Source organism: Arthrobacter sp. 01N442, assembly GCF_056399345.1.
In genome coordinates this window covers 190760-216464 of record NZ_JBFTRD010000003.1, presented here as the reverse complement: position 1 = coordinate 216464, position 25705 = coordinate 190760, and the positions used below count along the sequence as shown (strand labels likewise).

The 25705-nt window shown below is 69.7% G+C and carries 18 protein-coding genes; 8 read left to right on the top strand and 10 right to left on the bottom strand.

What is annotated here, in order from left to right; genetic code table 11:
• Positions 1 to 85 precede the first annotated feature (85 nt).
• The 4 genes from AC1DNC_RS06650 (at position 86) to sufU (ending at position 8045) form a co-directional block, all read left to right on the top strand.
• On the top strand, positions 86 to 2833 hold the full coding sequence (locus AC1DNC_RS06650) for a helix-turn-helix transcriptional regulator (protein WP_476861770.1): 2748 nt from the start codon (positions 86 to 88) through the stop codon (positions 2831 to 2833).
• Between the two features lie 59 nt (positions 2834 to 2892).
• A complete protein-coding gene (locus tag AC1DNC_RS06645; protein ID WP_476861769.1) occupies positions 2893 to 5535 on the top strand; it encodes a LuxR C-terminal-related transcriptional regulator in 2643 nt (880 codons plus the stop codon).
• Between the two features lie 713 nt (positions 5536 to 6248).
• Positions 6249 to 7562: a cysteine desulfurase gene (locus tag AC1DNC_RS06640; RefSeq protein ID WP_476861901.1), complete on the top strand. Its 1314-nt coding sequence runs from the start codon at positions 6249 to 6251 to the stop codon at positions 7560 to 7562.
• A 12-nt stretch (positions 7563 to 7574) separates the two neighbouring features.
• Positions 7575 to 8045, top strand: a complete 471-nt coding sequence (sufU, locus tag AC1DNC_RS06635) for a Fe-S cluster assembly sulfur transfer protein SufU (protein WP_476861768.1) — start codon at positions 7575 to 7577, stop codon at positions 8043 to 8045.
• A 179-nt stretch (positions 8046 to 8224) separates the two neighbouring features.
• Here the strand turns inward: sufU and AC1DNC_RS06630 are convergent, their stop codons facing one another.
• From AC1DNC_RS06630 to AC1DNC_RS06620, 3 genes are read right to left on the bottom strand one after another with little or no spacing between them, the layout of a single operon-like run.
• Positions 8225 to 8446 carry an SCO4848 family membrane protein gene (locus AC1DNC_RS06630; RefSeq protein ID WP_476861767.1) on the bottom strand — a complete coding sequence of 74 codons (222 nt, stop codon included), beginning with the start codon at positions 8444 to 8446 and terminating at the stop codon, positions 8225 to 8227.
• A 3-nt stretch (positions 8447 to 8449) separates the two neighbouring features.
• Positions 8450 to 8947 carry a DUF2505 domain-containing protein gene (locus AC1DNC_RS06625; protein WP_476861766.1) on the bottom strand — a complete coding sequence of 166 codons (498 nt, stop codon included), beginning with the start codon at positions 8945 to 8947 and terminating at the stop codon, positions 8450 to 8452.
• Between the two features lie 48 nt (positions 8948 to 8995).
• Entirely contained in the window at positions 8996 to 10567 is a 1572-nt protein-coding gene (locus AC1DNC_RS06620; RefSeq protein WP_476861765.1) for an SDR family oxidoreductase, read from the bottom strand.
• 221 nt (positions 10568 to 10788) lie between these two features.
• On the opposite strand from AC1DNC_RS06620, the gene mfd reads away from it, so the two are divergent.
• Together mfd and AC1DNC_RS06610 are read left to right on the top strand one after the other, a co-directional pair.
• Positions 10789 to 14442, top strand: a complete 3654-nt coding sequence (mfd, locus tag AC1DNC_RS06615) for a transcription-repair coupling factor (RefSeq protein WP_476861764.1) — start codon at positions 10789 to 10791, stop codon at positions 14440 to 14442.
• Between the two features lie 6 nt (positions 14443 to 14448).
• Positions 14449 to 15276, top strand: a complete 828-nt coding sequence (locus tag AC1DNC_RS06610; protein WP_476861763.1) for a metal-dependent hydrolase — start codon at positions 14449 to 14451, stop codon at positions 15274 to 15276.
• 75 nt (positions 15277 to 15351) lie between these two features.
• On the opposite strand, the gene AC1DNC_RS06605 is transcribed toward AC1DNC_RS06610, so the two are convergent.
• The 6 genes from AC1DNC_RS06605 to nirB all read right to left on the bottom strand — a co-directional run bounded on the left by AC1DNC_RS06605 (position 15352) and on the right by nirB (position 22467).
• Complete coding sequence (locus tag AC1DNC_RS06605; RefSeq protein ID WP_476861762.1) at positions 15352 to 15576, bottom strand: hypothetical protein; 225 nt, start codon at positions 15574 to 15576, stop codon at positions 15352 to 15354.
• A 64-nt stretch (positions 15577 to 15640) separates the two neighbouring features.
• Positions 15641 to 16393: a deoxyribose-phosphate aldolase gene (deoC, locus tag AC1DNC_RS06600; RefSeq protein WP_476861761.1), complete on the bottom strand. Its 753-nt coding sequence runs from the start codon at positions 16391 to 16393 to the stop codon at positions 15641 to 15643.
• A 114-nt stretch (positions 16394 to 16507) separates the two neighbouring features.
• A complete protein-coding gene (locus AC1DNC_RS06595) occupies positions 16508 to 17383 on the bottom strand; it encodes an FAD-dependent oxidoreductase (RefSeq protein WP_476861760.1) in 876 nt (291 codons plus the stop codon).
• Between the two features lie 148 nt (positions 17384 to 17531).
• Positions 17532 to 18692, bottom strand: a complete 1161-nt coding sequence (locus AC1DNC_RS06590; protein ID WP_476861900.1) for a uroporphyrinogen-III synthase — start codon at positions 18690 to 18692, stop codon at positions 17532 to 17534.
• Between the two features lie 14 nt (positions 18693 to 18706).
• Positions 18707 to 19732, bottom strand: a complete 1026-nt coding sequence (gene cobA, locus AC1DNC_RS06585; protein WP_476861759.1) for a uroporphyrinogen-III C-methyltransferase — start codon at positions 19730 to 19732, stop codon at positions 18707 to 18709.
• Positions 19733 to 19734: 2 nt separating this feature from the next.
• On the bottom strand, positions 19735 to 22467 hold the full coding sequence (gene nirB, locus AC1DNC_RS06580) for a nitrite reductase large subunit NirB (protein ID WP_476861758.1): 2733 nt from the start codon (positions 22465 to 22467) through the stop codon (positions 19735 to 19737).
• A gap of 297 nt (positions 22468 to 22764) precedes the next feature.
• Here nirB and nirD point away from each other — a divergent pair, with 297 nt between their 5' ends.
• Complete coding sequence (nirD, locus tag AC1DNC_RS06575; RefSeq protein ID WP_476861757.1) at positions 22765 to 23148, top strand: nitrite reductase small subunit NirD; 384 nt, start codon at positions 22765 to 22767, stop codon at positions 23146 to 23148.
• On the opposite strand, the gene AC1DNC_RS06570 is transcribed toward nirD, so the two are convergent.
• Entirely contained in the window at positions 23145 to 24890 is a 1746-nt protein-coding gene (locus AC1DNC_RS06570) for a phospho-sugar mutase (protein WP_476861756.1), read from the bottom strand. The two genes, nirD and AC1DNC_RS06570, sit on opposite strands and share 4 nt — an antisense overlap.
• Before the next feature lie 243 nt (positions 24891 to 25133).
• On the opposite strand from AC1DNC_RS06570, the gene AC1DNC_RS06565 reads away from it, so the two are divergent.
• On the top strand, positions 25134 to 25619 hold the full coding sequence (locus AC1DNC_RS06565; protein ID WP_476861755.1) for an RrF2 family transcriptional regulator: 486 nt from the start codon (positions 25134 to 25136) through the stop codon (positions 25617 to 25619).
• The last annotated feature ends 86 nt before the right edge of the window (positions 25620 to 25705 follow it).

Below are 25705 nucleotides of genomic sequence, written 5' to 3'. Positions count from 1 at the left end.
AGTACTACCTACGGATGTCTTTGCCGGAGACAGTCCATACCTTGGATATATCACTGGTTAAACATTGATTGCGAAGGTCTCTCCCATGTTTCAGCAAGAAGCCGGCGTGCCTGCTGGCAGCGGTAAAACGGACGCGCTCTTAGCAACACACCGGACAACCCAGGGGCGGCAGGATAAACCATTCACTAGACAGCAAACCGTTTCGGAGATCGTCGAGACCCTGACTTCGGGGGCAGGGTGCGGCGTCGTGATCGTGGGCGAACACGGGGCGGGCAAGTCCTTCATTGCCCAGCGTGCGCTCGAACAGCTCGGCGACGAGTACCTGGTGGTCCAGGTCCGGGGGAGCTCCATCGCTTCGAAGCTGCCCTACGGCGCGTTGAGCGTACTCCTCAACGACCTGGACGCCTCGCACCTGGAGCACCCCCTGATGGTGCTGCGCGGGCTCACCCACTTGCTGCACGCGAAGGCCGAGGGCCGCGGCGTCGTCCTGTTCGTGGATAACGCGCACGACCTGGATGACCTGTCCTGCATGATGGTGGCCCAACTCAGTGCCGGCGGGCACGTGACACTACTTGCGGCCAGCGTGGACCTGCACCACGTAGGCGGGGACATCATGGGGCTCTGGAAGGATGACCTGCTGCGCCGGGTAGACCTGGAACCCTTCGACTTCGCCGAGACTTCGGCCACGCTGGACCAGGAATACGGGGGGCACTTTTCGCATTCCGCCGCTAGGGCGCTCTGGACTGCAAGCGGCGGCAATGCCCTCTTCCTGCATTCGCTGGCGCGGGAACAGATCAAGCTCGGCACTATAGTCCGGCAGGACAGTTCCTGGGTCCTCGACGGCCGTCCGATCGCCCTGACCGGCGAAGTGCGGGACGTGGTCAAGGCCCGGCTGAACAGGCTCAGCCCCGGCCAGCGCGACGTCTTCGAACTGCTGGCGCTCGCCGGAGCGGTTCCGCTGCAGACGCTGATGAGAATCTTCAATCCGCAGGATATGGACAACCTGCAGGAGCGGGCCCTGATCCAGGTCAGCCACGACCACCCGCCGATGGTCAGTGTCGCCAACGCGGTCACCGCGTCGATCGTCGCCAGCGTCGTCCCTCCGGGCCGTAGCGCCGAGCTCCGCCGTCGGCTGACCGCCGTGCTGTCGGACACCGACCAAGAAAAGGACGGGGGAGCCGCGGACCTTGGCTGGGCGCTGGACTGCGGAGAGCCGATCAGCGTCGAAACCGCCGTGGCGGCCGCGCACCGGGCCAACGACGCTTCGGATCCCGTCTCGGCGCTCAGGTACATCCACGAAATCGATGGATCCGAGGCGCTCGCCGCGGCGGCCGTCGAAACGGTTCGGGCCCACCTCGCGCTCAACAACAACGAGCCAGCGCGGAGGGTCCTCCACGGAATTGATAACGCCCGGGAGGACGTCCCGCTGACCGAGTGGATAGCCTTGCAGCTTCTCCGGGCCGAGCTGGAGCGCCGAAGCCCCGCCACTGCGGCCGATGCCCGGGCCAGGCTGCGAACGGTCCGGGAGCGTCTCTCCGCTGAACCGGCGGAGAACCAGACGGCGGAAGATCCGGCCACGCTGGAGCGCGGCCGGCGGCAGCTGCGCCTGGCCGAGGTCAAGCTGGCGGCCTTCGAGGGCCGCTACGACGACATCCTGGCAGTCCGTGCCGACCTTGACCCTGAACTGGGCAGCGAAACCGGCATTCTCACCGCGAGCCTGCTCTGCGAGACGATGGCAGTCAGCGGCAATGTCCTTGGCGCCATGGCGTTGGGAAAACAGATCATGGCCGCGGCCGCAACGGTCCCGCTGGCGGACAGTACCCTGCGCGACATCAGGGGCCGTTTCCTGCTGCTGCTGCTCCTTTCCGCTAAGTTCCGGGAGGCGTCTGCCTTCATCGCGGCCGCATCCGGCACGGTTGAACCGCACGCCCGCCTCGGCGGGATGTTCGAAATCGGCCAGGGCGTCATCGATCTTCATGCCGGGCGCCTGGAGACAGCCATTCCGTGGCTGGAAGCCGGGATGCGGCAGCTCCGGACTCAGGATCCGGACGGGCTGTCCGGCCTGGCAACGGCCGCCTGTGCGTACGCGGCGGCGCTCGCCGGCAACGAGGAGAAAGCCAGCCTGCTGCTCGCCGAAGTGGCGCAGCCGCAGCGCCCTGGCTCCTGGTTGATGGGCCGGGTGACCCGCTACTTTGAGCTCGGCGCACTGGCTGAACTCGGCCAACGCGCCGCCGCCATCCGATCCCTCGTCGCCGAGGCATCCAGCGAGGCGGACGCCGGCTCCCCGGCCACCGGGCTGCTCTTCCTGTCCGCGGCGGCCAGGCTCGGAGACCGCCAGCTATGCCAGAAGCTTGAGGGCCTCGCCGCCCAGGTCACCGGGCACTTCGCCCAGCTGTGCCTGCGCCTGGCGGAGGGAGTGAAGGACAGCGCCAGCGAGCAGCTGCTGGCGGTCGCCAAAGATGCGGACGCAGCCGGTAACGCTCTCTTCGCCCGCGACGTGGCGCGAAGGGCGGTGTTCTGCGCCAACGAATCCGGTAACCGGATCGCGCTTCGCCTCTCGCAGCGCACCGAACAGTCCCTCGACGACCGGTTCGGAAGCCCGGGGAACGGTCTGCACTCGCTGACCACCTCAACCCTGACGGCCCGGGAGTGCGAAGTGGCTGTTCGGGCCGCGGCCGGAACTTCCAACCGCAAGATCGCGGAACAGATGCACGTCTCGGTCCGCACCGTGGAAGGCCACCTGTACCAGGTGTACTCGAAACTCCATGTTGCGAGCCGGGCGGAGCTTAAGGACGTTATCTCGGCCCCGGCGGCGAGCGCCCGCATCGGCTGAGCGGCACAGAGACAGAACCGGCCTCCGGGACCGGCCGACGACGGCGCGAAAGGCATCGTGTGGAAAGCCTGACTGATTCCGCCACGTTGATCGGTCGATCCGGTGTCGTCCGGGATATCGTCCACTGCCTGCGTGACGAGGGAAGGGCCGGGGCCCTGATTGTCGGCGGCGCCGGGTCGGGGAAGACCGTCGTCGTCAAGGCCGTTCTGGCGGAGCTCAGGCCGCAGGGATCCGTGATCCGCCTCGCCGCGACACCTGCGCTCGCGGCAGTCCGATTCGGGGCGCTGACGCCCTATCTGGCAGGCCTGGCGGACCACGATCTCGATTCCTATGCGGCGGTGCTCGGGGCGGTTACTGCCAGCCTGAGATCCGAGCCGGCCCTCGCGCTGTTCGTGATCGACGACGCCCAACACCTGGACCCGGGGACCGTCCAGCTGATCGCGCAGGCGGTAGCCACGGGCGCGGCGCGGGTGCTGGCCGCCTGCCGCCCGGGCCTTCTGGTCCCGGAGGAGTTCCTGGCCCTGTGGGGCGACGGACTCATCTCAAAGTTTGATCTCGCGGCCCTGAGCCGTGCCGAGGTGCACCAGCTCTGCGAACAAGTGCTGCGGGCCGACGTGTCTCCGTGGGTAAGCGAACTGTTTTCCGCGGTGACCGGAGGCAATCCGTTCATGCTGATCTCGCTGATAGACCATGCGCGCGATACCGGCGCGATCGGAAACCGCCGCGGAACGTGGTTTCTGTTGGCTCCGCCGGACCTTGGCGATGTTCCGGCGGCGGACCTGGTGGACCACCAGCTCCGTTCCATGTCAGCGGAGGAGAGAACCGCCGCGGCCATCGTTTCCCTGGCCGGGCCGCTATCGCTGGGCCAGATTCTTAGGTTCAGCAGTCCGCGGGCCGTTGACGCGCTCGAGATGGCCGGGATCATCACGGTCTCTCGGGACCTGGACCGCATCGTCAGGCCGGCCAGCCCGCTCATCGGCGAAATCATCCGACGGCGCGTCCCCGCGGGCCGGAGCGCCAGCCTGAGATCCAGTCTCCTGGCCCTTCCCTGGGTGGGCGCCGTGCTCCCGGATGCTGCGCTGAACCAGCTCCGCTGGTCGCTGGATTCAGGAGCGGAACTGCCCGCCCCGGAACTGCTCGCGGCCGCTGCGGCCGCCAACGCCGGCCTGGACGCCGAGACCGCGATCCGGGCGGCGGGCTCCGTTCCGGAGGGCCCATTCCTCTCGGAGGCCAAGATCCAGTTGGCCTACTCGAGCTACATCCTCGGACGCCTCGGGGAGGCCGCCGAGCTGCTCGAGGCTGCGCAACCGCTGAAGTACGGCCGGGAGTCCTACCTGGCTGCCCGCCTCGCTGCCCGGCTCGGAACCGCAGCGGAAGGTCTCGATGTGCCGCGCGGGGAAGGCTCCGGGGAACCGGTTCCCGGCGGCCCGGATCAGCCGGCGCAGGAGGAGGCAAGCGTGGGACTCGCCTCCGCGCTCTGGCTCGAGGACTGGGACGGCAGAACCGCCGAGCTCCAGGGGATGCTTCAGGAGCTGATCGTCGCCGCCGGCGTCAATGCGGAAATCCGGATCCCAGCGGAGGCCCGGCTTGCCGAGGTCTGGACCGCCCAGGGCCGGGTGCTGGAAGGACTGGCCCTGGTCCGGGGAGCGTGGCGCGAGGTGCGCCAGGAGGGCCACGCGCTTCCCCTGGTCTACGAGGACGTGTTGGCGCGGTACTGTCTGAGCCTGATCCGGGCCGGGGAGTGGGAGGAGCTCGCGTCGGTCCTGGACGACTATTCTTCGAACATGGCCTCCCGGCTGGTGTACAGCGGCGGAATGCTGCACGTGATGCGCGGCTACTCCCGGCTGCGGCAGGGGCGGGTCCCGGAAAGCCTGGCGGAGCTGCTGCTCGGCATCGAGGAACTCCAGATCGCCGACCCCTGGGAACTGTCCGCCTTCGCAAGCGCACTGACGGCGTACGCCGCCTCCGCCGTCGGGCACGCCGGTGAGGCCGCGGAGCAGGCGCAGGCATTCCGCAGCGCCGCCTACCGGTCGCCGGACACGCTGCGGCTCCTCGCCGAGGCCTACTGCACCGCCGCCGAACAGGGCTCCGGCCGGGCCGCCGACGAGGCGCGCCTCGAACTGGGCCGGCTCGCAGACGAGGCTCAGCGGCAGGGACTCCGGGCCGTCGAGACCGATATCCGCCGGCTGGCCCTCCGCGGCGGCGACACCACAGCAGCCGCTGCGCTCGCCGCCAGCAGCGGCGCCGTCGACGTACCGGAGGCGCGCCTGCTACGGACCTACGCGCTCGCCGTCACGGCCGCGGATTCGGCCGGGCTCACGGCGCTCAGCGACCAGGCGGCGGGCGCCGGGCATCTGCTGCTGGCCCTCGAATCCGCGCAACAGGCCGCACGCCTGCTGGAGAACGATCCGGAGAAGTGGAAGCTCACCGCCGTGCAGCGCAAGGTCCACCGCCGAATGGTCGCGGCCGGCATGTCGGGCCAGCTGAACATGGTCCACGGTGAACACCGCGCCGAACTCACCGCCCGGGAAGCCGAGATCCTCAAGCTGGTGGTTGGCGGAGACACGAACGCAGAAATTGCGGCCAAGCTCACCGTCTCACAGCGGACCGTCGAAGGGCACCTGTACCGGATCTTCGGAAAGCTCGGTGTCAGCCGCCGCGGCGAACTCGTGGAAATCCAAAAAGATCTTGACCTGCCCTGAAATCCGTATCCGCAGGTACTGAGATGATTCACCGCGCAAATCCACGCATTTTCCGCCGGCGCCGCCTGTCCGCGTGCGTATCAGGCGCGTGGGACCGAAGCCGGACGAGTATGGCCAAGTAGTGCAGCTGTCCGGAAAGGGGTAGAAGTCGGGTAAACCCTACTCGTGTGCAGATTGGGCCCTCACGATTGACTTAAGTCAGTCCCGGGAATGACTCAAAAGGTCCTAAAATTAATGACTAAAGGGCGGTATTGGAATGCGGGCAACCGCAGCTGCCACCGGAAACGGTGTTTGCGTCGATCCCTCCCACATCCGAACTCCTTCATTGGAACCGTACGGTGCCGCAACTGGCAGCCGTACCCCATAGACGGAGCCGGCGGCGTCAGAGCCTTCTGAGACCGAGGCTCTCCCCCCAGCCGCCGCCGGCTCCCTTTTTACGGTCTGCAGCACGGAAAGTCGGGGGAACCGCCGGGGCGCGGCAACGAACACCGCGCCGGCCTCCGTAGACGGGGCAAATGTTCAAAGAGTCAACCGTTCGAATCAATGCCCCGCCAGGGCGCCAAGCACCCCGGCGGGGCATTTGATGTCCTGGGACGGGGCCGAAACCCGGTACTTCGGGAACGTGGGATAATTAGGTCTAATCTGCGTGACGTAATAGGGCCGCCCGCTGCGGCGTCCCCGCTACGCCCCAGCGAAAACCGATCCAGGAGTTACTGCCCATGGTTGCCACCCCAGCCCATCTCCTCAGCTCAGCCACGGCGCTGGGCAACGAGGAGGTCACGCGGATCCGCAACGACTTCCCGATCCTGCACCGGTCCGTCAACGGGCACCCTCTCGTCTACCTGGATTCCGGTGCCACCTCGCAGAATCCGCTCAGCGTGCTGGAAGCGGAGCAGGAGTTCTACGAGCAGCGGAACTCTGCGGTGCACCGCGGCGCGCATTACCTTGCGGTGGAAGCCACCGATTCGTTCGAGGACGCGCGCGAGACCGTGGCGGCCTTCATCGGCGCGGACCCGGACGAGCTGATCTGGACCTCCAACGCCACCGAGGGCCTGAATCTGCTCAGCTACTCCTTCCTGAACGCCTCACTGCCCGGCGCCCCGGCTGAGGCCGCCCGCTTCGCGCTCGCCGCCGGCGACGAGATCGTGGTCACCGAGATGGAGCACCACGCCAACCTGATTCCCTGGCAGCAACTCGCGGCCCGTACCGGAGCCGTGCTGAAGTACATCCCGGTGGACGACGCCGGCGCCCTGGACCTCGAAGCCGCCGCCAAGCTGATCGGCGGCCGTACCCGGGTGCTGGCCTTCACCCACGCCTCCAACGTCCTCGGCACGATCAACCCGGTGGACACGCTGGTCTCGCTGGCCCGCAGCGTCGGCGCCCTCGTGGTGCTGGATGCCTGCCAGTCAGCGCCGCACCTTCCGCTCGACGTCAAGTCCCTGGACGTGGACTTCGCCGTGTTCTCCGGGCACAAGATGCTCGGCCCCACCGGGATCGGTGGCCTCTACGGGCGCTCGGAGCTGCTCAACGCGATGCCGCCGTTCCTGACCGGCGGTTCCATGATCACCACCGTCACCATGGAGCGCGCCGCGTTCCTGCCCAGCCCGCAACGTTTCGAGGCGGGCACCCAGAAAATCTCGCAGGCAGTGGCGCTCGCCACGGCGGCCAACTACCTCAGCGAAACCGGGCTCGCGCGGATCCACGCCTGGGAAGCGGAACTGGGCCAGCGGCTCGTGGCGGGGCTGGAGGCCATCCCCGGGATCCGTGTGCTGGGTCCGGCGGCGGGCGAGGAACGGATCGGGCTGGCCGCGTTCGACGTCGCCGGGGTGCACGCGCACGACGTCGGGCAGTTCCTCGACAGCCGCGGCATCGCCGTCCGCGTGGGACACCACTGCGCCCAGCCGCTGCACCGCCGGCTCGGGCTCACGGCGAGCACGAGGGCCAGCACCTACCTGTACAACACCACGGACGACGTCGACGCGTTCCTCGACGCCGTCGCCGGGGTCCGCGGATACTTCCAAGCCTGAGGACGGCACTGCATGAGTCTTGACCAGTTGTACCAACAGATCATCCTGGAGCACTCGAAGGCACGGCACGGCAGCGGCCTGGCCGGCGCCGGCGTGCCCGAGGGCGCCAGCAGCGGCCAGTCGCACCAGCTCAACCCGGTCTGCGGCGACGAAATCACAATGAGGGTCTCGGTGGCCGGCGGTATGGTCAGTGAGCTGCGCTGGGACGGCGAGGGTTGTTCGATCTCGATGGCCTCCGCCTCCGTGCTGACCGACCTCGCCGAGGGCCTGGACCCGGACGAGCTGCACAGCGTGATCGAGAGCTTCCGGGAGGTGCTGCGCTCCCGCGGCAAGGTCCCGGCCGATCCCGAGATCCTGGGCGACGCGGCGGCCTTCGAAGGCGTGTCCCGGTATGCCGCCCGGGTGAAGTGCGCGATGCTCTCCTGGGTCGCCGCCGAGGACGCCCTCGGCCAGGCGGTCGCGGCGCAGGAAGCCGCCGGGTAGGACTGTAACCGCGGTCGCCGGGACGCCGACCGCGTTCACACCTGATCGCTCAAACGCCGAACGCGGCCGCCGGATAACCGGCGGCCGCGTTCGTTTGTAACCGCGTTCGTTTGTCCGCGTTCGTTTGCGGCCTCGCCGCAGGGTGCCCGCGCCGCAGGGTGCCCGCGCAGGCACCCGGCTCAGCCGAGCAGGCCCGCGATCCCGATGGCCGCCGTCGCCGCGCCGAGCAGCATCGAGACACTGACCAGCACGACGTGGACGGTCAGGAACCGGGTGGCCTTGCCGGCGGCGTCGCGCGCCCTCGGGTCTTTCATGACCCGGCGTAGGAACTGGGGCCAGACGGCAAGGGACCAGACGCCGGCCACAATCAGGACGACGGCGAGGGCGGCGGGCAGCTCCATCGCCTAGTGGCTTTCGAGCCAGGCCTGGGCCTGCGTCGACTGGATGTTGAGGGCCTTGCCGACCATCGGCTCGGCCGCGTCGGCGATCTTCCCGCCCAGCAGCGGCACGGACGAGGTGACGGTGCCCTCCAGCTCGATCCGGGTGCTGCCGCCCTCGGCGACGAGCCGCTGCACGGCGTTGACGTCCAGCGGGGCGCCGGCAACCTTCAGCGAGATGTTGCTCTGCCGCGAGCCGTCGGCCTCCGGGGCGCCCCAGCTCTCCAGCTGCGTGACCTTCAGGCTCTCGCCCACGAACTTGCGGGCCAGGTCCGGCATCCGGTTGGTCGGGATGGTGCGGACGGTGGTGGTGTTGAAGGCACCGGCCGGGTCGCCGTCGAGGGTGAACGATTCGAGGGTTCCGCCGACGAGCTCGCTGGTGTGGCGCAGGAAGTCCTCATTGACGAAAACTGCCGTGACGCTCTCGACGCTGTGCGGCAGGGTGGTGGATGCACTCAGGGCCATTGGGGGTCCTCCATGGGGTCTAGCTGGTCATTTCGGGCTCCCAACATCCTACGCGCTGGGCCTCGCCGGTTCCGATTCGGCCTCTGGCCCCGTCGCCGGCCCCCTCTCTCGCTCCGTCTCTCGCCCCCTCTCTCGCTCCGTCTCTGCGAGGCGTTGCGCCGCCGCCGCTATGTTCCGCGACATGGCGGGAAAAATCAGGCTGTGGAACGGCAATACTGCGAGCCAGTAGAGCTTGCCGCTGAGGCCCTTGGGGAAGAAGATGGCCCGCTGCCGGTAGCGGCTGCCGGCGCCCTCGGGTTCCACTGAGAGTTCCAGCCAGGCCCGGCCGGGGGCGCGCATTTCCGCGCGCAGCCGGAGCAGCCGGCCGCGGTCGATCCGCTCGACCCGCCACCAGTCCACCACCTCGCCTTCAGCCAGCAGGTGCGGGTGCCGCCGCCCGCGCGCCAGGCCCGCCCCGCCGGTGAGCTTGTCCAGCCAGCCGCGCACGCTCCACGCCAGCGGCATGGAATACCAGCCGTTGCGGCCGCCGATGCCCTCGATGATGGTCCAGACGTGTTTAGGGTCAACCGAGCTGGAATAGCTGCGCTCATCGACGTAGACGCGGTGGCCGGCCCACTCCGGGTCGCTGGGCAGCGGGTCGGCGTCGGCGCCGGCGTTGGCCCACGTGGTCTCCACCTGCCCGTCCCGTTCCCTGCCCAGGGCCAGGGCCACGGCGCGCCGGTAGGGGGTCAGGCCACCCTCGGGCAACGGGATGTAGGCGTCGATGTCATGCTCCCGCGAGACCGCATCGTGCTGCAGCGACTCCACGAGCGGCAGCGACATGGACAGCGGGATCGGCGTGGTCAGCGCCACCCACATGCCTGCCAGCTTGGGCGCCGGGATGGGGAGGGCCAGCACCACCCGGTGCGGGAGCCCGGCCTCCGCCGCGTACTGCTGCATCATCCCGGCGTAGCTGAGCACCTGCCGTGAGCCGATGTCGAAGGTGCGGTTGATGCTGCCCTCCAGCGAGGCCGCGCCGACGAGGTAGTGCAGCACGTCCCGCACCGCGATGGCCTCGATCTTGTTCCGCACCCAGCTGGGCGCCGGCATCACCGGCAGGGTCTCGGACAGGTGCCGGATCATCTCGAAGGAGGCCGAGCCGGACCCGATGACCACGCCCGCCTGGAACACGATCGCGTCCACCGGTCCGTCGAGGAAGACCTTGCCCACCGCCTCACGTGAACGCATGTGGGTGGAGAGCTCGGCGCCGGAGGGGTGCAGTCCGCCGAGGTAGACGATCCGCTCCACGCCGGCCCCGGCGGCAGCCTTCGCCGCCGTCTGCGCCATTGCCTTTTCCTTGGCCTCGAAACCGGCGCCGCCGGCCATCGAGTGGACCAGGTAGTAGAGCACGTCGACGCCGGTGAGCGCCTCCTGCAGCGCCGCGCCGTCGTCGAGGCTGCTCTGGACCACCTCGACCTGCTCCAGCCACGGGACGCCGGCGATTTTCGCCGGGGTGCGGACCAGGACCTTCACCCGGTGGCCGGCCTCGAGCAGCCGGGGGACCAGCCGGCCGCCGATGTAGCCGGTGGCGCCGGTCACCAGCACGGTCTTCGGATTGGTGGCGTGTGGGCTGCCGTTCATGGGTGGCTCCTTCGTCATTGCGGATATAAGCCATTCGGAGCGCCGGCCCGGCTGGACTGCAAGCCCGGACGGGAGTCCAGCCAACGGCGTCCGTCCTGCCAGCTTAGTCCCGGGTGCCGGGCCCCCGCCGGGTCGCGGTAGGCTGGAAGTACCCGGGATTCTTGCGAATTTCGGGTATTCGTGTTGCCTGCATGTCCGTGATCACTTCAGGAGTTCCCGCCATGAGCCACAACGGCCCTTCTCTTTCCGGTCTGCGGCGTGTCCTCGCCGAGGACGCGACTTTCGCCCGGGTGCAGGCCGCAGCGTCGCGGCCCTTCACGGCCCGCGGCGAGGATTACCAGATCAGCGCCCCGGCAGGCCTGCGCGCCGCGCTGCTCGCGGAGATGGCCGACGGACTCGCGGCGGGTAACGCGTCCGACGGCGGGGCTCCCGACGGCGGCGCGCCGGTGGTGCTGGCCGTCACCGCGACCGGCCGCGAGGCCGAAGACCTCGCCGCCGCGCTGGGCGCCTTCCTGCCGACGGGCTCGGTGGCGGAATTCCCCAGCTGGGAGACCCTGCCGCACGAGCGGCTCTCGCCGCGCTCCGATACCGTCGGCCGCCGCCTCTCCGTGCTCCGCCGCCTCGCGCACCCTGAAGCCGCCGGCGGCGGCGCGCTGCGGGTCGTCGTCGCACCCGTCCGCGCCGTGGTCCAGCCGATCGTGGCAGGGCTCGGCGAGCTCGTTCCGGTGACGCTCAGCGTGGGCCAGGAGGTTCCGTTCGGCGAGGTCGTCAAGAACCTGGCGGCCGCCGCGTACGCCCGGGTGGACATGGTCACCCGGCGCGGGGAATTCGCCGTCCGCGGCGGCATGCTGGATGTCTTCCCGCCCACCGAAGACCACCCGATCCGGGTGGAGTTCTTTGGCGACGAGGTCGAACAGATGCGCTGGTTCGCCGTCGCCGACCAGCGCTCGCTGACCGCGCCCGGCGTGCACCACCCCACCGAACTGCACGCCCCGCCGTGCCGCGAAATCCTCATCACGCCCTCGGTCATGTCCCGGGCCGCGACGCTCAAGGCCGAGCTGCCCGCCGCGGCGGACATGCTGGAGAAGATCGCCGGCGGGATCGCCGTCGAAGGCATGGAGTCCCTGGCCCCGGTGCTGGTCGAATCCATGGTGCCGTTCCTGGACCAGTTCCCGGCGGGCTCCATCTCCGTGGTGATCGAACCGGAAAAGGTCCGCACCCGCGCCCACGACCTCGCCGCCACCAACGAGGAGTTCCTCGAGGCGGCCTGGTCCACGGCCTCCGAAGGCGGGACCGCTCCGCTGGACCTGAGTTCCGCGGCCTCGGCGGCGCTGCACTCGGCGAGCTTCCGCTCGCTCGGCGAAACCCGCAGCACGGCACTGGCCCACGGGGTGTCCTGGTGGTCCATCACCTCCCTCGCGAGCGACGAGGAGCTGCTGCCCGAGATCGACGTGCTGAACCTGCACGCCCGCGAACCGCGCGGCTACCAGGGCGACGTGGCCGAGATGATGGACTTCATCGGCTCGCACGTGCGGGAGCAGTGGCGGATCGTCGTCGCCACCGAGGGCCCCGGCCCGGCGCAGCGCCTCGCCGAGCTCTTCCACGACAACGACATCCCGTGCGCCCGGGTGGAGTCGCTCGACGCCGAGCCGCAGCCCGGCCTGATCGAGGTGACCACCGCCGCCGTCGGACGCGGCTTCGTCCTGGACACGCTGAAGGTGGCCCTGCTGACCGAGGCCGACCTGCTGGGCCGCACCTCCGCCGGCTCCACCAAGGACATGCGCAGGATGCCGTCCAAGCGGCGGAACGCCGTGGACCCGCTGCAGCTGCTGGCGGGCGACTTCGTCGTGCACGAACAGCACGGCATCGGCCGGTTCGTCGAGCTGATCCAGCGCAAGGTCGCCGGCGGGGGCGACGGCGTGCGCGAGTACCTGGTGCTCGAATACGCGCCCTCCAAGCGCGGCGCCCCCGGTGACCGCTTGTTCGTCCCCACCGACCAGCTGGACCAGGTCACACGCTACGTCGGCGGCGACACCCCGGTCCTGAGCAAGATGGGCGGCTCGGACTGGGCCAGCACCAAGTCCAAGGCGCGCAAGGCCGTCAAGGAGATCGCCGGCGAGCTGATCCGGCTGTACTCGGCCCGGATGGCTTCCCGCGGCCACGCCTTCGGCCCGGACACCCCCTGGCAGCGCGAGCTGGAGGAGGCCTTCCCCTATGTGGAGACGCCGGACCAGCTGACCACCATCAACGAGGTCAAGGCGGACATGGAACGGGAGATCCCCATGGACCGCCTGGTCTCCGGCGACGTCGGCTACGGCAAGACCGAGATCGCCGTCCGGGCCGCGTTCAAGGCCGTGCAGGACGGCAAACAGGTGGCCGTGCTGGTGCCCACCACGCTGCTGGCGCAGCAGCACTATGAGACCTTCACCGAACGCTTCTCCGGCTTTCCGCTGCGGGTCAAGCCGCTGTCCCGCTTCCAGGGCGCCAAGGAGGCCAAGGAGACGGCCGAGGGCGTGAAGAGCGGTGCGGTGGACGTCGTGATCGGCACGCACCGGCTGCTGTCCAAGGACTTCGCGTTCAAGGACCTGGGCCTGGTGATCGTGGACGAGGAGCAGCGCTTCGGCGTCGAGCACAAGGAAGCGCTCAAGAAGATGCGCACCAACGTGGACGTTCTGGCCATGAGCGCCACCCCCATCCCGCGCACCCTGGAGATGTCCCTGACCGGCATCCGGGAGACCTCCACCCTGGCCACCCCGCCGGAGGAGCGGCACCCGGTGCTGACCTACGTGGGCCCGTACACGGACAAGCAGACCTCGGCCGCGATCCGGCGCGAGCTGATGCGCGAGGGGCAGGTGTTCTTCGTGCACAACCGGGTTTCCACGATCGAGCGCACGGCGGCGAAGATCCGCGAACTGGTCCCGGAGGCCCGTGTCGAGGTGGCACACGGCAAGATGTCCGAGGGCCGGCTGGAGCAGATCATCGTGGACTTCTGGGAGAAGCGCTTCGATGTGCTCGTCTGCACCACCATCATCGAGACCGGCCTGGACATCTCGAATGCCAACACCCTGATTGTGGACGGGGCGGATAAATACGGGCTCTCCCAGCTGCACCAGCTGCGCGGACGCGTGGGCCGCGGGCGGGAACGGGCCTACGCCTACTTCCTCTACCCCTCGGAAAAGCCCCTGGGCGAGGTGGCGCTGGAACGGCTCAAGGCGGTCGCGACGCACAACGAACTCGGCGCCGGTATGCAGCTGGCCATGAAGGACCTTGAAATCCGCGGCGCGGGCAACCTGCTGGGCGGTGAACAGTCCGGCCACATCCAAGGCGTCGGCTTCGATCTCTACATCCGGCTGGTCGGCGAGGCAGTGGCCGACTACCGCGGCGAGGCCGAGGAGAAGGCCGCTGAGATGAAGATCGAACTGCCGGTCAATGCGCACCTGCCGCACGACTACGTGCCGGGCGAACGGCTGCGGCTGGAGGCCTACCGGAAGCTGGCCGCGGCGCTGAGCAACGAGGCGATCGACGAGGTCGAGGCCGAGCTCGTGGACCGTTACGGCGAGCTGCCGCTGCCGGCGAAGAACCTGGTGGCCGTGGCCCGCTTCCGCGTGGGTGCGCGCGAGGCCGGGCTGACCGACGTCGCCCTGCAGGGCAACTTCATCAAGTTCTCCCCGGCCCAGTTGCCGGAGTCCAAGCTGATGCGGCTGGCCCGGATGTACCCGGGCTCGCAGGCGAAGCCGGCCCTGGATGCGGTGCTGATCCCCAAGCCCAAGACGGCCCGGATCGGCGGCCGCGACCTGCAGGACGCCGAGATCCTGGCCTGGGCCAACGGTGTGATCGAGGCGATCTTCTCAGACGTCCCGCTCTCGGTCGGGTAAGCCGTGATGGGAGGACACCACGCCGCGTCCGGGGCCGCGGCGTGGGTGGCTATTGCCTCGACCGGCCCGTACGCGCTGGGCTGGTATCCGCTGGATCCCACCGGGATCGTGATCGGCGGGATGGCGACGGCGGGCACGGCGCTGGTCTGCGACTGGGACCACCGCTCGAGCACGGTGGCGCACGCGCTGCCGCCGCTCTCGAACCTGATCGCCGTGGGAATCGAGAACGCCTCGGGCGGCCACCGCCAGGGCACGCATTCGGTCATCGGCGCGGCGTTCTTCGTGCTGCTCGCGGCTATGGCCGGGCAGCTCCAGCTGCAGACGGACTGGGGCTTGATGTCCGTGGGCGCCGGGCTGCTGTGCATGTTCATGATCAACATCGCCGCGAAGGCGTTGAAGCTGTTTCCCAAGTACGGCTGGATCAGCAACTGGGTCTTCGCGCTGGTGATGGCGGGGCTGGTGACCTGGTTCGCGCCGCATCAGTGGTCCTGGCTGCCGGTGTCGATGCTCACCGGCGTCCTGGTGCACATCGTGGGGGACATGATCACCACCGGGGGAGTGCCGCTGCTGTGGCCGCTCGTGGTCAAACCGCCGAAGGTCCTGCGCAGGCTGCCGCTGGTCAAGGACGTCTGGAAAGCCAACGGGGCGTTCTCCATCCCGCTGCTGGGCCGGGCCGGCTCGCGGCGCGAATGGTTCGTGCTGATCCCGGTCAGCGCCTACGCGATGATCGGCATGTTCTCCGCCGGCCTCGCCGTCGCCAAGGGCCACTTCCCGGCCGCGCTCGCGCTGGGGACCGCGCTGGTCAACCGCGTGCTCGCCGTCGTCGGAGGCTAAAGCCCGACGGCGGCGCACGCCGCTTAAATGACTGAAGCCCCGGCGAACCGGGGCTTCAGTTGTTTAAGCGACTATTTAGCTCTCGCCGGCGGAATCCGAGCGGCCGGTGATGGTCTGCGGGATCCAGAACGCGAGGGCGAACAGGATGAGGCAGGCGGCCATCGGCCAGGGGTTGCCCAGGCTGAGGAAGGACAGCGAGTACAGGGCGCCGAAGAACAGGGCCATCATCACGACAAACAGCACGACGCTGGATGCCAGGTTGCTCTCGCCCCGACGGGTCTTGGTGTTGTTGCTGGACATTCGTTCCTCCTCGGCCCCGCGGGGCTCAAAAACTGTGGCGGCAGCGGCTGCGGCCGGCCAGCGGTCAGTACGCGGACGAACCCTGTTCGCCCTTGACGATCGCGATGCCGGAGCTGGCGCCAATACGTGTTGCACCTGCAGCAATCATAGCCTGCGCGTCGGCGAGGGATCGCACGCCGCCCGAGGCCTTGACACCGAGGTCCGGACCCACGGTGCGGCGCATCAGGGTGACGTCTTCCACCGTGGCCCCGCCGCCGTTGAATCCGGTGGAGGTCTTCACGAAGTCCGCGCCCGCTTCGACGGCGGCCTCGCAGGCGAGCACCTTCTGGGCGTCGTCGAGCAGTGCGGTCTCGATGATGACCTTGAGGATGGCGCCGCCGGCGTGCACGGCCTCGGCCACGGCGCGGATGTCATCGACCAGGGCGCCCTTGTCGTTGGCGCGTGCCGCGGCGATGTTGATCACCATGTCGATCTCGTCGGCGCCGTCGAGCACGGCGCCGCGTGCCTCGAAGGCCTTGACGTCGCTCGGCGTGGCGCCCAGCGGGAAGCCGATCACGGAGCAGGTCAGCACGCCGGAACCCCTCAGCGCGGTCTTGACGGCCTTGACCCAGATGGGGTTCACGCAGACGGACTTGAACTGGTATTCGGCCGCCTCGGCGCAGACCTTGAGGACCTCGGCCTCGCTGGCCTCCGGCTTGAGCAGGGTGTGGTCGATGTACGCGGCAATGTTGCCGGCAGTGTTCGCGGCAGTGTTTCCGGCGGTGCCCGCGCGCTCGGTGCCGGCCGCGCCGGCAGCCGTGGTGGCTTCGTTGCTCATGGTGGTCCCTTTCCTGGCGGACCTGGTTCATGCCCGGCCCGGCCTGCTGACACGGCGTGTGTCGTGGCTTCTCAGTGCACCATCTTGCCATAACAGCGCCGGCGGCCGTCCGGCCTATGCCGCCTGGGCGAGGGGCTCCGCGAGGGACGCCTGCAGCAGTGCCGCGGCGCAGACTCCGGCGGCGGAACCGGCGGCGACCAGCAGGCCGAGCCGGACGCCGTCGTACGCCGCCGCGTCGCCGATGGCCCAGATTCCGGGCACCGAGGTGCGGTAGTCCGTACCCACCACGATCCCGCCCTGGGGCGCCGTGGCCAGGCCGGCGGTGGCCGCGAGGCTGTCGCGGGCAATGCGCTCTTCGGCGAGGACCACGAGGTCCCCATTCATGCGGGAGCCGTCCTCGAAGACGATCCCGGCGGCGGGCAGCGCGGAGCCGGCGAGGGTGGGGACGACGGCGGCCGGGCGCAGCGTGGTGCGGACGGGCCGGACGCCGCGGGCCCTGAGGACCGCCTCGGCCTGGCCCGCCGCGGTGCCGGTGCCCACCAGGATGCCCAGCGGCCGGCGCCCCAGGACCCGGGTGACGTCCTTGACGGCGTCGCCGAGGCGGGTGGCGTCATCGATCGTGGAGTAGCTCAGGCAGCGGCCCGCGCCCTCGAGCGGCGCCAGGGCCGGGGTTGAACCGGTGGCGATCACCAGCTGGTCGTAGCTGAACTCGAGGCCGTCCGCGGTGGTGACCCGCCGCTCCACCGCGTCGATGAAGCTGGCTGGCTGCCCGAAGCGGACCGAGACCTGGGGCAGGGCGGCGAGTTCCAGCAGTTCCTCCGGCGCGTCGTCGCGGTTGCTGAGCACCGTGATGCCGCCGGCGAACGGGGTCCGGGTCAGCTGCCGGACCAGGGCCTGCGCCGCCGGGCCGGCTCCGGCAATGACGATCCGCGGCCGGGTCTGGGAGGTGGCGGACACGGTGGAGATGGCGGACGCTTCCGTAACGGACATGTGCTGGCCCTTTCGCTGGTGGGCCGGATGTGGCCCGTGTTCTTGATGTTCCCCAGCGTAAGGGGCCGATTTTTCGCGGAGGTTACCGCGGTGTTGCGGTATTTTCGCGGTTCGTTCGCCAGTTGTTACCAGCCGGTAATGCCGTGGGTCACAATCGGATCCGGTAGCCGCGCTTGACCACCGTCTCCACCAGGGACCCGTCCGGCAGCGCGGAGCGGAGCCGGCTGACGGTCATGTCCAGGGCGTGGACCGATCCGCGCAGTTCCAGCAGTTCGGAGAGCGCCTCGCGGGACAGCACGGCCCCGCCGGCGCCCAGCAGTGCGCGCAGCAGCAGGAGAGGTGCCGGTGCCAGCTCCACGGCCTCCCCCTCGATCCGCAGCGAGCGGCCGCGCAGCTCCACCGCGCCCGCGGCGGTATCCAGCCGCCGCACGTGGTTCAGGGCCAGGTGCTCGCAGACCAGCCGGATCAGGGCGCCCATCCGGAACCGTTCCGGAACGAGCGGCTGCACGCCGGCGTCGAGCAGCGGCTGGGCAGTGATGGGCCCGACGACGGCGGTGGCCACCGTGGTTTTCAGGCTCTCGATGAGTTGCTTGTAGAGGCCCATCTCGTGCGCGGTGCTCCACAGTGCGTCGACGGCGGGGGCACTCGTGAAGGTCAGCACGTCCAGGTTGCCGGCGCAGGCCGCCTCGATCAGCTTCGGCAGCCGGTCCGCGCCGTCGGGCTTGACCCAGCGGTAGGGCGTGACCGTCATGACGTTCGCGCCGGACATCCGCAGCCGTTCCAGCTGGCGGACATCGGTGTAGCCGTGCAGTTGCACCGCCACCGTCTTGCCGCGAACGCCCTCGGTGAGCAGCATGTTCACGAGCGTGGCGGTGGTCTCGTCGCTGCTGATCCCGACGTCGGCCAGGCCGGCGGCGCGGACGGCGCCGCGGGCCTTTGGGCCGCGGACGAACATCCGGGTGGCGCCGAGGGTTTCCAGCAGTTGCTCGCCGATGCCGAACGTGTCCGCCGCCTCGCACCAGCGGCGCATGCCGTAGGCGGTGGTGGCGATGCAGAGCTCCGGCCGGGCCGCGATGATGGCGCGGGTGTCCTCGATCAGGCTCTGGTCCTCCTGGACCGGGGCGATCTTCAGCGCCGGGGCGTGCAGCACCTCGGCGCCCCGCCGTTCCAGGGCCTCGATCAGGTCCTGGGAGCGGCGGTGCGAGGTTACCCCGATCCGGAAGCCCTCCAGCGGCAGTTCGGTTTTCTCCGCTGCCTCCCCGCCGGCATCTTCCCTGCCCGGAGTGTCGGTGGCGGCCGCGGCTTCCAGTGCACTCACGGGGCTCACGCCCCCGTCAGGGACGCGGCGAGCAGGTCCAGCGCTGCTGCAGCCTCGGCGCAACCCCGGTTGGCCTCGGCCACCCTCACCACCTCGCCGATCACCAGCACGGCCGGGTTGCTGCAGCCGGCTGCCGCCGTCGTGATGCTGCCCAGCTCGGCGATGGTGGTCCGCTGGCCCGGGCGGTAGCCGCGTTCGACGACGGCCATCGGCATGTCCGGGCGCATCCCGGCGCGGCGCAGGCCCGCGGCGAGGTGGTGCAGCGTGCCGATGCCCATCAGGACCACAATCGTTCCGCCGAGGCCGGCGAGGTGGCGCAGTTCGTCCTCGGTGAGCGGTGCATGCCCGGAGACCACGGTGAAGAGGTGGCTGACGTCCCGGTGCGTGACCGGGATCCCGGCCGCCGCGGGAACCGAGATGGCACTGGTGACTCCCGAGACCACGCGCACGGGTATGCCCGCCCGCACGCAGGCGGCCACTTCCTCGCCGCCGCGGCCGAAGACGTACGGGTCCCCGCCCTTGAGCCGGACCACGTTCTTTCCGGCCAGGGCCGCAGCGACCATAAGCTCCTCGATCCCCGCCTGGCTGACCTTGTGGTGGCCGGGCCGCTTGCCCACATCCACGAGCTCCGCCGTGGTCAGCGATGGCAGTTCCTGGTACGGGGCGAGGCGGTCGTAGAACACGACGTCGGCGTCCCGCAGCGCCGTCACGGCCGCCACGGTCAGCAGTTCGGTGGTCCCCGGTCCGCCGCCCACCAGGGTGACCTGGCCGGCTGCGCCGGCGGCGGGCTCGGCGGCGACCGGCACCCCGGCCGCGCGGAACCGGTCCAGTCGTGCTGCCCAGCCGGGCTGTCCGTCGTCCACCGCGGCGACCAGGAAGGGCAGGGGACCCACGGCCGCCGGGGCATCCGGGCCGGTGAGGCGGCCGACTACGGCTCCGGCGGCCCGGTAGCGCAGGACGGCCTGCCGTGCGGCGGCGTCGGAGCCGGCGACCAGGACAGTCCGGCCGGTGAGTTCGATGCTGAGTTGCATGCTTAGACCCTGCTTTCGGTGGGTTCGCCGGCGGCGGGACCGGCCGACCTGACGGGGATGGTCGTGGCGATCAGCCGGGAGCGCTTCTCTTCCGCAGTGGCGGGGCGCATCTGGCCGCGTTCGTCGGGGACCAAGGTGATGGAATCGTCCTTCTGGTCCGGGGCGTTGACGAAGGAGCGGAAGCGGCGCAGCCGCTCCGGGTCTTTCAGGGTGTCGGCCCACTCGTCGACGTAGGTGTCAACATGCTTGGCCATGGCGGCCTCGAGGTCTTCGGCGATGCCCAGGGTGTCGTGCACCACCACGTCCTCGACGTGCCGGATGCCGCCGTCGAGATCTTCCTGCCAGCGTGCGGTGCGTTGCAGGCGGTCGGCGGTGCGGATGTAGTACATGAAGTACCGGTCGATGTACCGGACCAGGGTGTCGTCGTCGAGGTCCTTGGCCAGCAGCTGGGCGTGTGCCGGGGTGGCCCCGCCGTTGCCGCCGACGTAGAGGTTCCAGCCGTCCGCGGTGGCGATCACGCCCACGTCCTTGCCCCGCGCCTCGGCGCATTCACGGGCGCAGCCGGAAACGCCCATCTTCAGCTTGTGCGGGCTGCGCAGGCCGCGGTAGCGCAGCTCGAGCCGGATGGCCATGGCCACCGAGTCCTGGACCCCGAAGCGGCACCAGGTGGAGCCGACGCAGGACTTCACGGTCCGCAGGCTCTTGCCGTACGCCTGCCCGGATTCGAACCCGGCGTCCACGAGCAGCTTCCAGATTTCCGGCAACTGCTCCAGCCGGGCACCGAACATGTCGATCCGCTGGCCACCGGTGATCTTGGTGTAGAGGCCGTACTGCTCGGCAACGGCTGCGATCACGCCGAGTTTCTTCGGGGTGATCTCGCCGCCGGCGATGCGCGGCACCACCGAGTAGGTGCCGTCCTTTTGCATGTTGGCGAGGGCGCGGTCGTTGGTGTCCTGCAGGGTGCCCCGGCCGGCGTCGAGCACGTAGGCGCTGTTCTGGCTGGCCAGGATGTTCGCGATGGTGGGCTTGCAGATGTCGCAGCCGTCGCCGCTGCCGTACCTGGCCATGATTTCCTCGAAGGAGGCCAGTTCCAGGACACGGATGGCGTCGAACAGTTCCTGCCGCGACAGCTCGATGTGTTCGCACAGTGCCTTGGAGACCTCGACGCCGGACTTGGTGAGTTCGCTTTCGAGCAGCTTCTTGAGCATTGGGACGCAGGAACCGCAACGGGTCCCGGCGCGGGTGCAGCCCTTGAGTTCACCGAGTTCCCGGACCGGGGCGCTGCCCTCGCAGGCGCCGCAGCCGTTGACGGCGTCGCGGATGGTTCCGGCTGCCACGTTGTTGCAGGAACACAGGATGGCGTCGTCCGGGAGCTCAGCCTCCAAGGCTTCGCCCCCGCTGCCGCCGGCCGCTGTGAGGTACGCGCCCGGTTCCGCGGCCAGCTCCCGGCCGAGCATGGGGCGCAGCGAGGTGTAGGGGGTGGCGTCGCCGACGAAGATGCCGCCGAGGAGCGTCTTGGCGTCGTCCGTGGTGACGATCTTCTGGTAGACGCCGCGGGCCGGGTCCGCGTACACAATCTCGAGCGCATGCTCGGTCTTTGCGAAGGCGTCGCCGAAGCTGGCGACGTCGACGCCGGAGAGCTTCAGCTTGGTGGCGGTATCGAACCCCGGGAAGGTCGCATCGCCGCCGTGCAGCCGGTCCGCGACGATTTCGGCCATCGTGTTGGCTGGTGCCACGAGGCCCAGGCACATGCCGCCGAAGTTGGCCACCTCGCCGATCGCCCAGACGCCGGGTACCTCCGTGGAGCAGTCATCGGAGATCACTACGCCGCCGCGCGGGCCGAGCTCGAACAGTTGCGCGCCGCCCTGCCCGTCGGTGCGCTGCCCGTCTGGGCCCTGCCCGTCTGGGCCCTTCGCGGCCCGGAACAGCTCGTCGCGGGGCTTGACGCCGATTGCGACGATCACGATGTCGGCCTCGACGATGCGGCCGTCCGCCATCAGGACCCCGGTGACCTGGCCGGCGTCGTCGGCGAGGACCTCGGCGGGAAAGACCCCGCCGTGGACGGTGAAGCCCTTGGCCTCGATGAGGCGGCCGAGGGCCTGCCCGGCGCCCTCGTCCAGCTGGGTGTTCATCAGCCAGGGCGAGCCGTTGATGACGATCGGGACGGCGCCGAGCTGTTCGGTGCCGGCTGCGGATTCGAGGCCCAGCAGCCCGCCGCCGATCGTGACGGCGTTGACCCGGCGGCCAAGCTTTGCGGTGAGGTCCGCGATCGCCTGGTTGATGGCCCGGACGTCCTCGAGGGTTCGGTAGACGTGGGTGAGTTCGGCGCCGGGGATGGGCAGCCGGGCGGCGTCGGAGCCGGTCGCGACCACCAGCTCGTCGTACGGGTAGGCGGCGCCGGCGGCGGTCACCACGGTTTTCGCTGCGGTGTCGATGCCGGTGACGCGCTCGCCGGTCATGAGTGTGAGGCCGGGGTGCTCCCACATCGACGCGCTGCCCAGGGTGAGGTCCACGTCGCCGTCCGTGAGCGCTTTGCTGAGCGCGACGCGGTCGTAGGGCAGGTGGGCTTCCTCGGTGAGGACGGTGACCTGCCAGCCGTCGAGGCCGCGGGCGTGCATGGCCTCGGCAAAGCGGTGCGCGGCGGGTCCGCCGCCGGCGACGACGACGCGGCGGGGGATCTGCCGGGACTCCGGCCGGGGAGAAGCGTTTTCGGGGCTGGCGGTCTGTCCGGTCACGGGTGGCCTTTCGTTGGGCCGCAGGCGGTGCTCTGCAACGGTTCGATCCAGCTGCATCGATGGACGGCTGCGTTCAGCAGCGTCGATCGGCTGGTCCGTTCAGCCTAGGGACGGGCAGTTTCGCTTCAGTTTCCCTTTTGTTTCGTAGTCTTAACTTCTGCATCACGGCTGCGTTTCGGGCCGAGTGAGCTCCCTTTTACGCGCCGGACACATTGGCAGCACGTCGTTGAAACACCGCGGGCCTAGCGTGGGGGCATGGCCGCAGCCGTGGCCAGGAATCTTTGAGAGGGGCCGGACATGACAGCCGTACTGGAAAGCGCAGCCCGCAGCTTCGTGGAGCGAACCGCCGGTGGAGGCAGAACAGCCTGGCACCGGGTGTGCGCGGTCGCGGATTTGGAGCCCGGCTGGGGCGAGGCCGCGCTGATCGCCGGGCACCAGCTCGCCGTGATCCGCACGGCGGCCGGTGCGGTTTTCGCCGTCGAGCATGCCGACCCGGCCACCGGCGCCCACGTTATGGCCCGCGGCATCACGGGCTCGCGCGGGAACCGGCCCACGCTGGCCTCGCCGCTGCATAAGGAGGTCTACGACCTCGGAACGGGGGAGTGCCTGGGCACCCCGGAACTGCGCCTGGGCACCTACGCCGTCCGGATCACGGACGGCTTCGTCGAAGTGGAGCTCTAGAGCCCCAGCGCCTCGCGCACGTCGGCCAGGACGGCGTCCAGGGCCGCGCGGGCCTCGAGCCGCGCCTCCGGCAGTTCGGCGGCGGATCCGACGCTGCGGATCACCTCGAGGTAGCACTTGAGCTTCGGTTCGGTGCCGCTGGGGCGGATGATGACGCGGCTGCGGTCCTTCGTCAGGTAGAGCAGCCCGTCGGTGGGCGGGAGCTGCTCGCTGCCCTCGGCCAGGTCCGCGGCGGTTTCGACGGCGGACCCGCCGAAGGAGTCCGGCGGGCTGACCCGCAGGCGGTTCATCATCGCGTCCAGCAGGCCCAGGTCCGCGACCCGGATGCTCAGCTGGTCGCTCGCGTGCAGGCCGTGGACGAGGTAGAGCTCGTCCAGCGTGTCAAAGATGGTCTTGCCCTCAGCCTTCGCGGCGGCGGCGAGTTCGGCGATCAGGACCGCTGCCGAGATGCCGTCCTTGTCCCGCACCAGTGATGGCGCCACGCAGTAGCCCAGCGCCTCCTCGTAGCCGTAGAGCAGCCCCGGAACGCGGGCGATCCACTTGAAACCGGTGAGGGTTTCCTCGTGGGCGTAGCCGGCGGCGGCGGCAATGCGGGCCAGCAGCCGGGAAGAAACGATCGAATTGGCGAAGACGCCGGTTGCGGCGCCTGCGCCGTCGTCCGTGGCCAGCCGGGCCACCACGTGCGCACCCAGCAGGGCCCCCACTTCGTCCCCGCGCAGCATCCGCCAGGCTCCGGTGTCCGGGTCCTTCGCGGCAACCGCGGCCCGGTCGGCGTCCGGATCGTTGGCAATCACAATGTCAGCGTTAACCCGCGCCGCCGTTTCCAGCGCCAGGTCCAGCGCGCCGGGCTCCTCCGGATTGGGGAAGTTCACGGTGGGGAAGTCGGGGTCCGGTTCGGCCTGTTCGGCGACCAGCGTGACGTCGGCAAAGCCCGCGGCCTTGAGCACGGCGACTGCCGTCTCGCCACCCACGCCGTGCATGGGGGTCAGCACGATCTTCAGGTCGCGGGCCGGGAAGCGCTCCGGCACCGCGAGCCCGGCCACGGCGGCTTCATAGTCGGCGGCAATGGAGGGATCCAGCACCGTCCAGCCGCCGGCCGCCAGGGTAATCGAGTCCAGCGTGCCGACGGCGTCGATCCGGTCGGCGATGAGCGCATCGTACGGCGCCACGATCTGGGCCCCGCGGCCGCTTTCCTCGACGGCGTGGCGGCCGAGGTAGACCTTGTAGCCGTTGTCCTGCGGCGGGTTGTGGCTGGCCGTGACCATCACGCCGCCGTCGCAGTCCAGGGCGCGGACCGCATAGGCCAGCAGCGGCGTAGGCAGCGCGGACGGCATCAGGAAGGTCTCGATTCCGGCGGCGGTGAAGATGGCGGCGGTTTCTTCGGCGAAGATGTCCGAGTTGTAGCGGGCGTCGTATCCGACGACGGCGCGCGGCCGGGTCCCCTGGGCAGCCTGCTCGACGGCGCTGCCGAGGAATGCGGCGAGGCCGGCCGCGGCGCGGCGGACCACGACGCGGTTCATCCGGTTCGGCCCGGCGCCGAGGGCCGCGCGCAGTCCAGCGGTGCCGAACTGGAGCGTGCCGCTGAAGCTGTCCGCCAGCTCCTGGCGGGCTCCTGCGGTTCCCTCGTCGGCAAGGCGGACCAGCTCGGTCAGCGCGGCGGCGGTCGCGGGATCCGGGTCCTGGGCTGCCCAGGCGCGGGCGTCGCTCAACAGTTGGGCCAATGCGGCATCGGAAGACGTCATGGGTACCAAACTAGCGCCAAATCCGGGACCGGCGCGCCCCGACCAGCGCTGCCGGGGCTTACAGTTCCATCACACCTGGGCGTGCTGAGGGGCGCGAGTTGACACTTCGCGGCAGTGTTTCCGGCATGCACCGCCGCGAACTGTCACCTCGGCGCAGGTCTTCCGAAGGATCGGCGCAAGACCGGCTCGAACGGAGCCGCGGGTCATTGACACCCAATTTTCCGGACACGTAGCGTCTTGAATATGAAAATGGGGCGGGGAGTGGAATGGGCCGTGCACTCGTGCGTCAACATGTCTTGGACGCCCCCGGGGGAGGCCGTGAACAGTGCCCGGCTGGCAGCCCTGTACCAGCTCCCCGCGGCGTACCTGAACAAGCAGCTGCAGGCCTTGGTCCGCGCCGGGATCCTGACCTCGGTCTCGGGCCCGCGCGGCGGCTTCCACCTGGCGCGCAGGCCGGAGAACATCACGGTGCTGGATGTGGTGCTGGCGCTGGAGGGGCATGAACCGGTTTTCCGCTGCGAAGCCATCCTTGGCGACGTCCCGGAGGCTGACCAGGAGGAGAACTTTGTCCGGACCTGCCTGATTTCCCAGACCATGCGGCAGGCGGAGCTGGCCTGGCGCCAGGCGCTGGCGCGGCAGACCATTGCCGGGATCGCCGACTCGATGGAGCGTCGGCTCCCCGGCGACCGCGACAAGACAGTACGGCTGCTCGCGGCCGGACCCGGCTGAGACCCGGCGGAGGCTCCAGAGCCCCAGGGGCCCTGCCGGGCCAGCCGGCTCAGCCTGCCGGGCGCTCCAGCAGGCTCCGCCGAAGG

Coding starts and splice junctions, on each gene's coding strand:
- AC1DNC_RS06650 (WP_476861770.1), top strand. CDS start 86: ATGTTTCAGCAAGAAGCCGGCGTGCCTGCTGGCAGCGGTAAAACGGAC.
- sufU (WP_476861768.1), top strand. CDS start 7,575: ATGAGTCTTGACCAGTTGTACCAACAGATCATCCTGGAGCACTCGAAG.
- AC1DNC_RS06630 (WP_476861767.1), bottom strand. CDS start 8,446: ATGGAGCTGCCCGCCGCCCTCGCCGTCGTCCTGATTGTGGCCGGCGTC.
- AC1DNC_RS06625 (WP_476861766.1), bottom strand. CDS start 8,947: ATGGCCCTGAGTGCATCCACCACCCTGCCGCACAGCGTCGAGAGCGTC.
- AC1DNC_RS06620 (WP_476861765.1), bottom strand. CDS start 10,567: ATGAACGGCAGCCCACACGCCACCAATCCGAAGACCGTGCTGGTGACC.
- mfd (WP_476861764.1), top strand. CDS start 10,789: ATGAGCCACAACGGCCCTTCTCTTTCCGGTCTGCGGCGTGTCCTCGCC.
- AC1DNC_RS06610 (WP_476861763.1), top strand. CDS start 14,449: ATGGGAGGACACCACGCCGCGTCCGGGGCCGCGGCGTGGGTGGCTATT.
- AC1DNC_RS06605 (WP_476861762.1), bottom strand. CDS start 15,576: ATGTCCAGCAACAACACCAAGACCCGTCGGGGCGAGAGCAACCTGGCA.
- deoC (WP_476861761.1), bottom strand. CDS start 16,393: ATGAGCAACGAAGCCACCACGGCTGCCGGCGCGGCCGGCACCGAGCGC.
- AC1DNC_RS06595 (WP_476861760.1), bottom strand. CDS start 17,383: ATGTCCGTTACGGAAGCGTCCGCCATCTCCACCGTGTCCGCCACCTCC.
- cobA (WP_476861759.1), bottom strand. CDS start 19,732: ATGCAACTCAGCATCGAACTCACCGGCCGGACTGTCCTGGTCGCCGGC.
- nirD (WP_476861757.1), top strand. CDS start 22,765: ATGACAGCCGTACTGGAAAGCGCAGCCCGCAGCTTCGTGGAGCGAACC.
- AC1DNC_RS06570 (WP_476861756.1), bottom strand. CDS start 24,890: ATGACGTCTTCCGATGCCGCATTGGCCCAACTGTTGAGCGACGCCCGC.
- AC1DNC_RS06565 (WP_476861755.1), top strand. CDS start 25,134: ATGAAAATGGGGCGGGGAGTGGAATGGGCCGTGCACTCGTGCGTCAAC.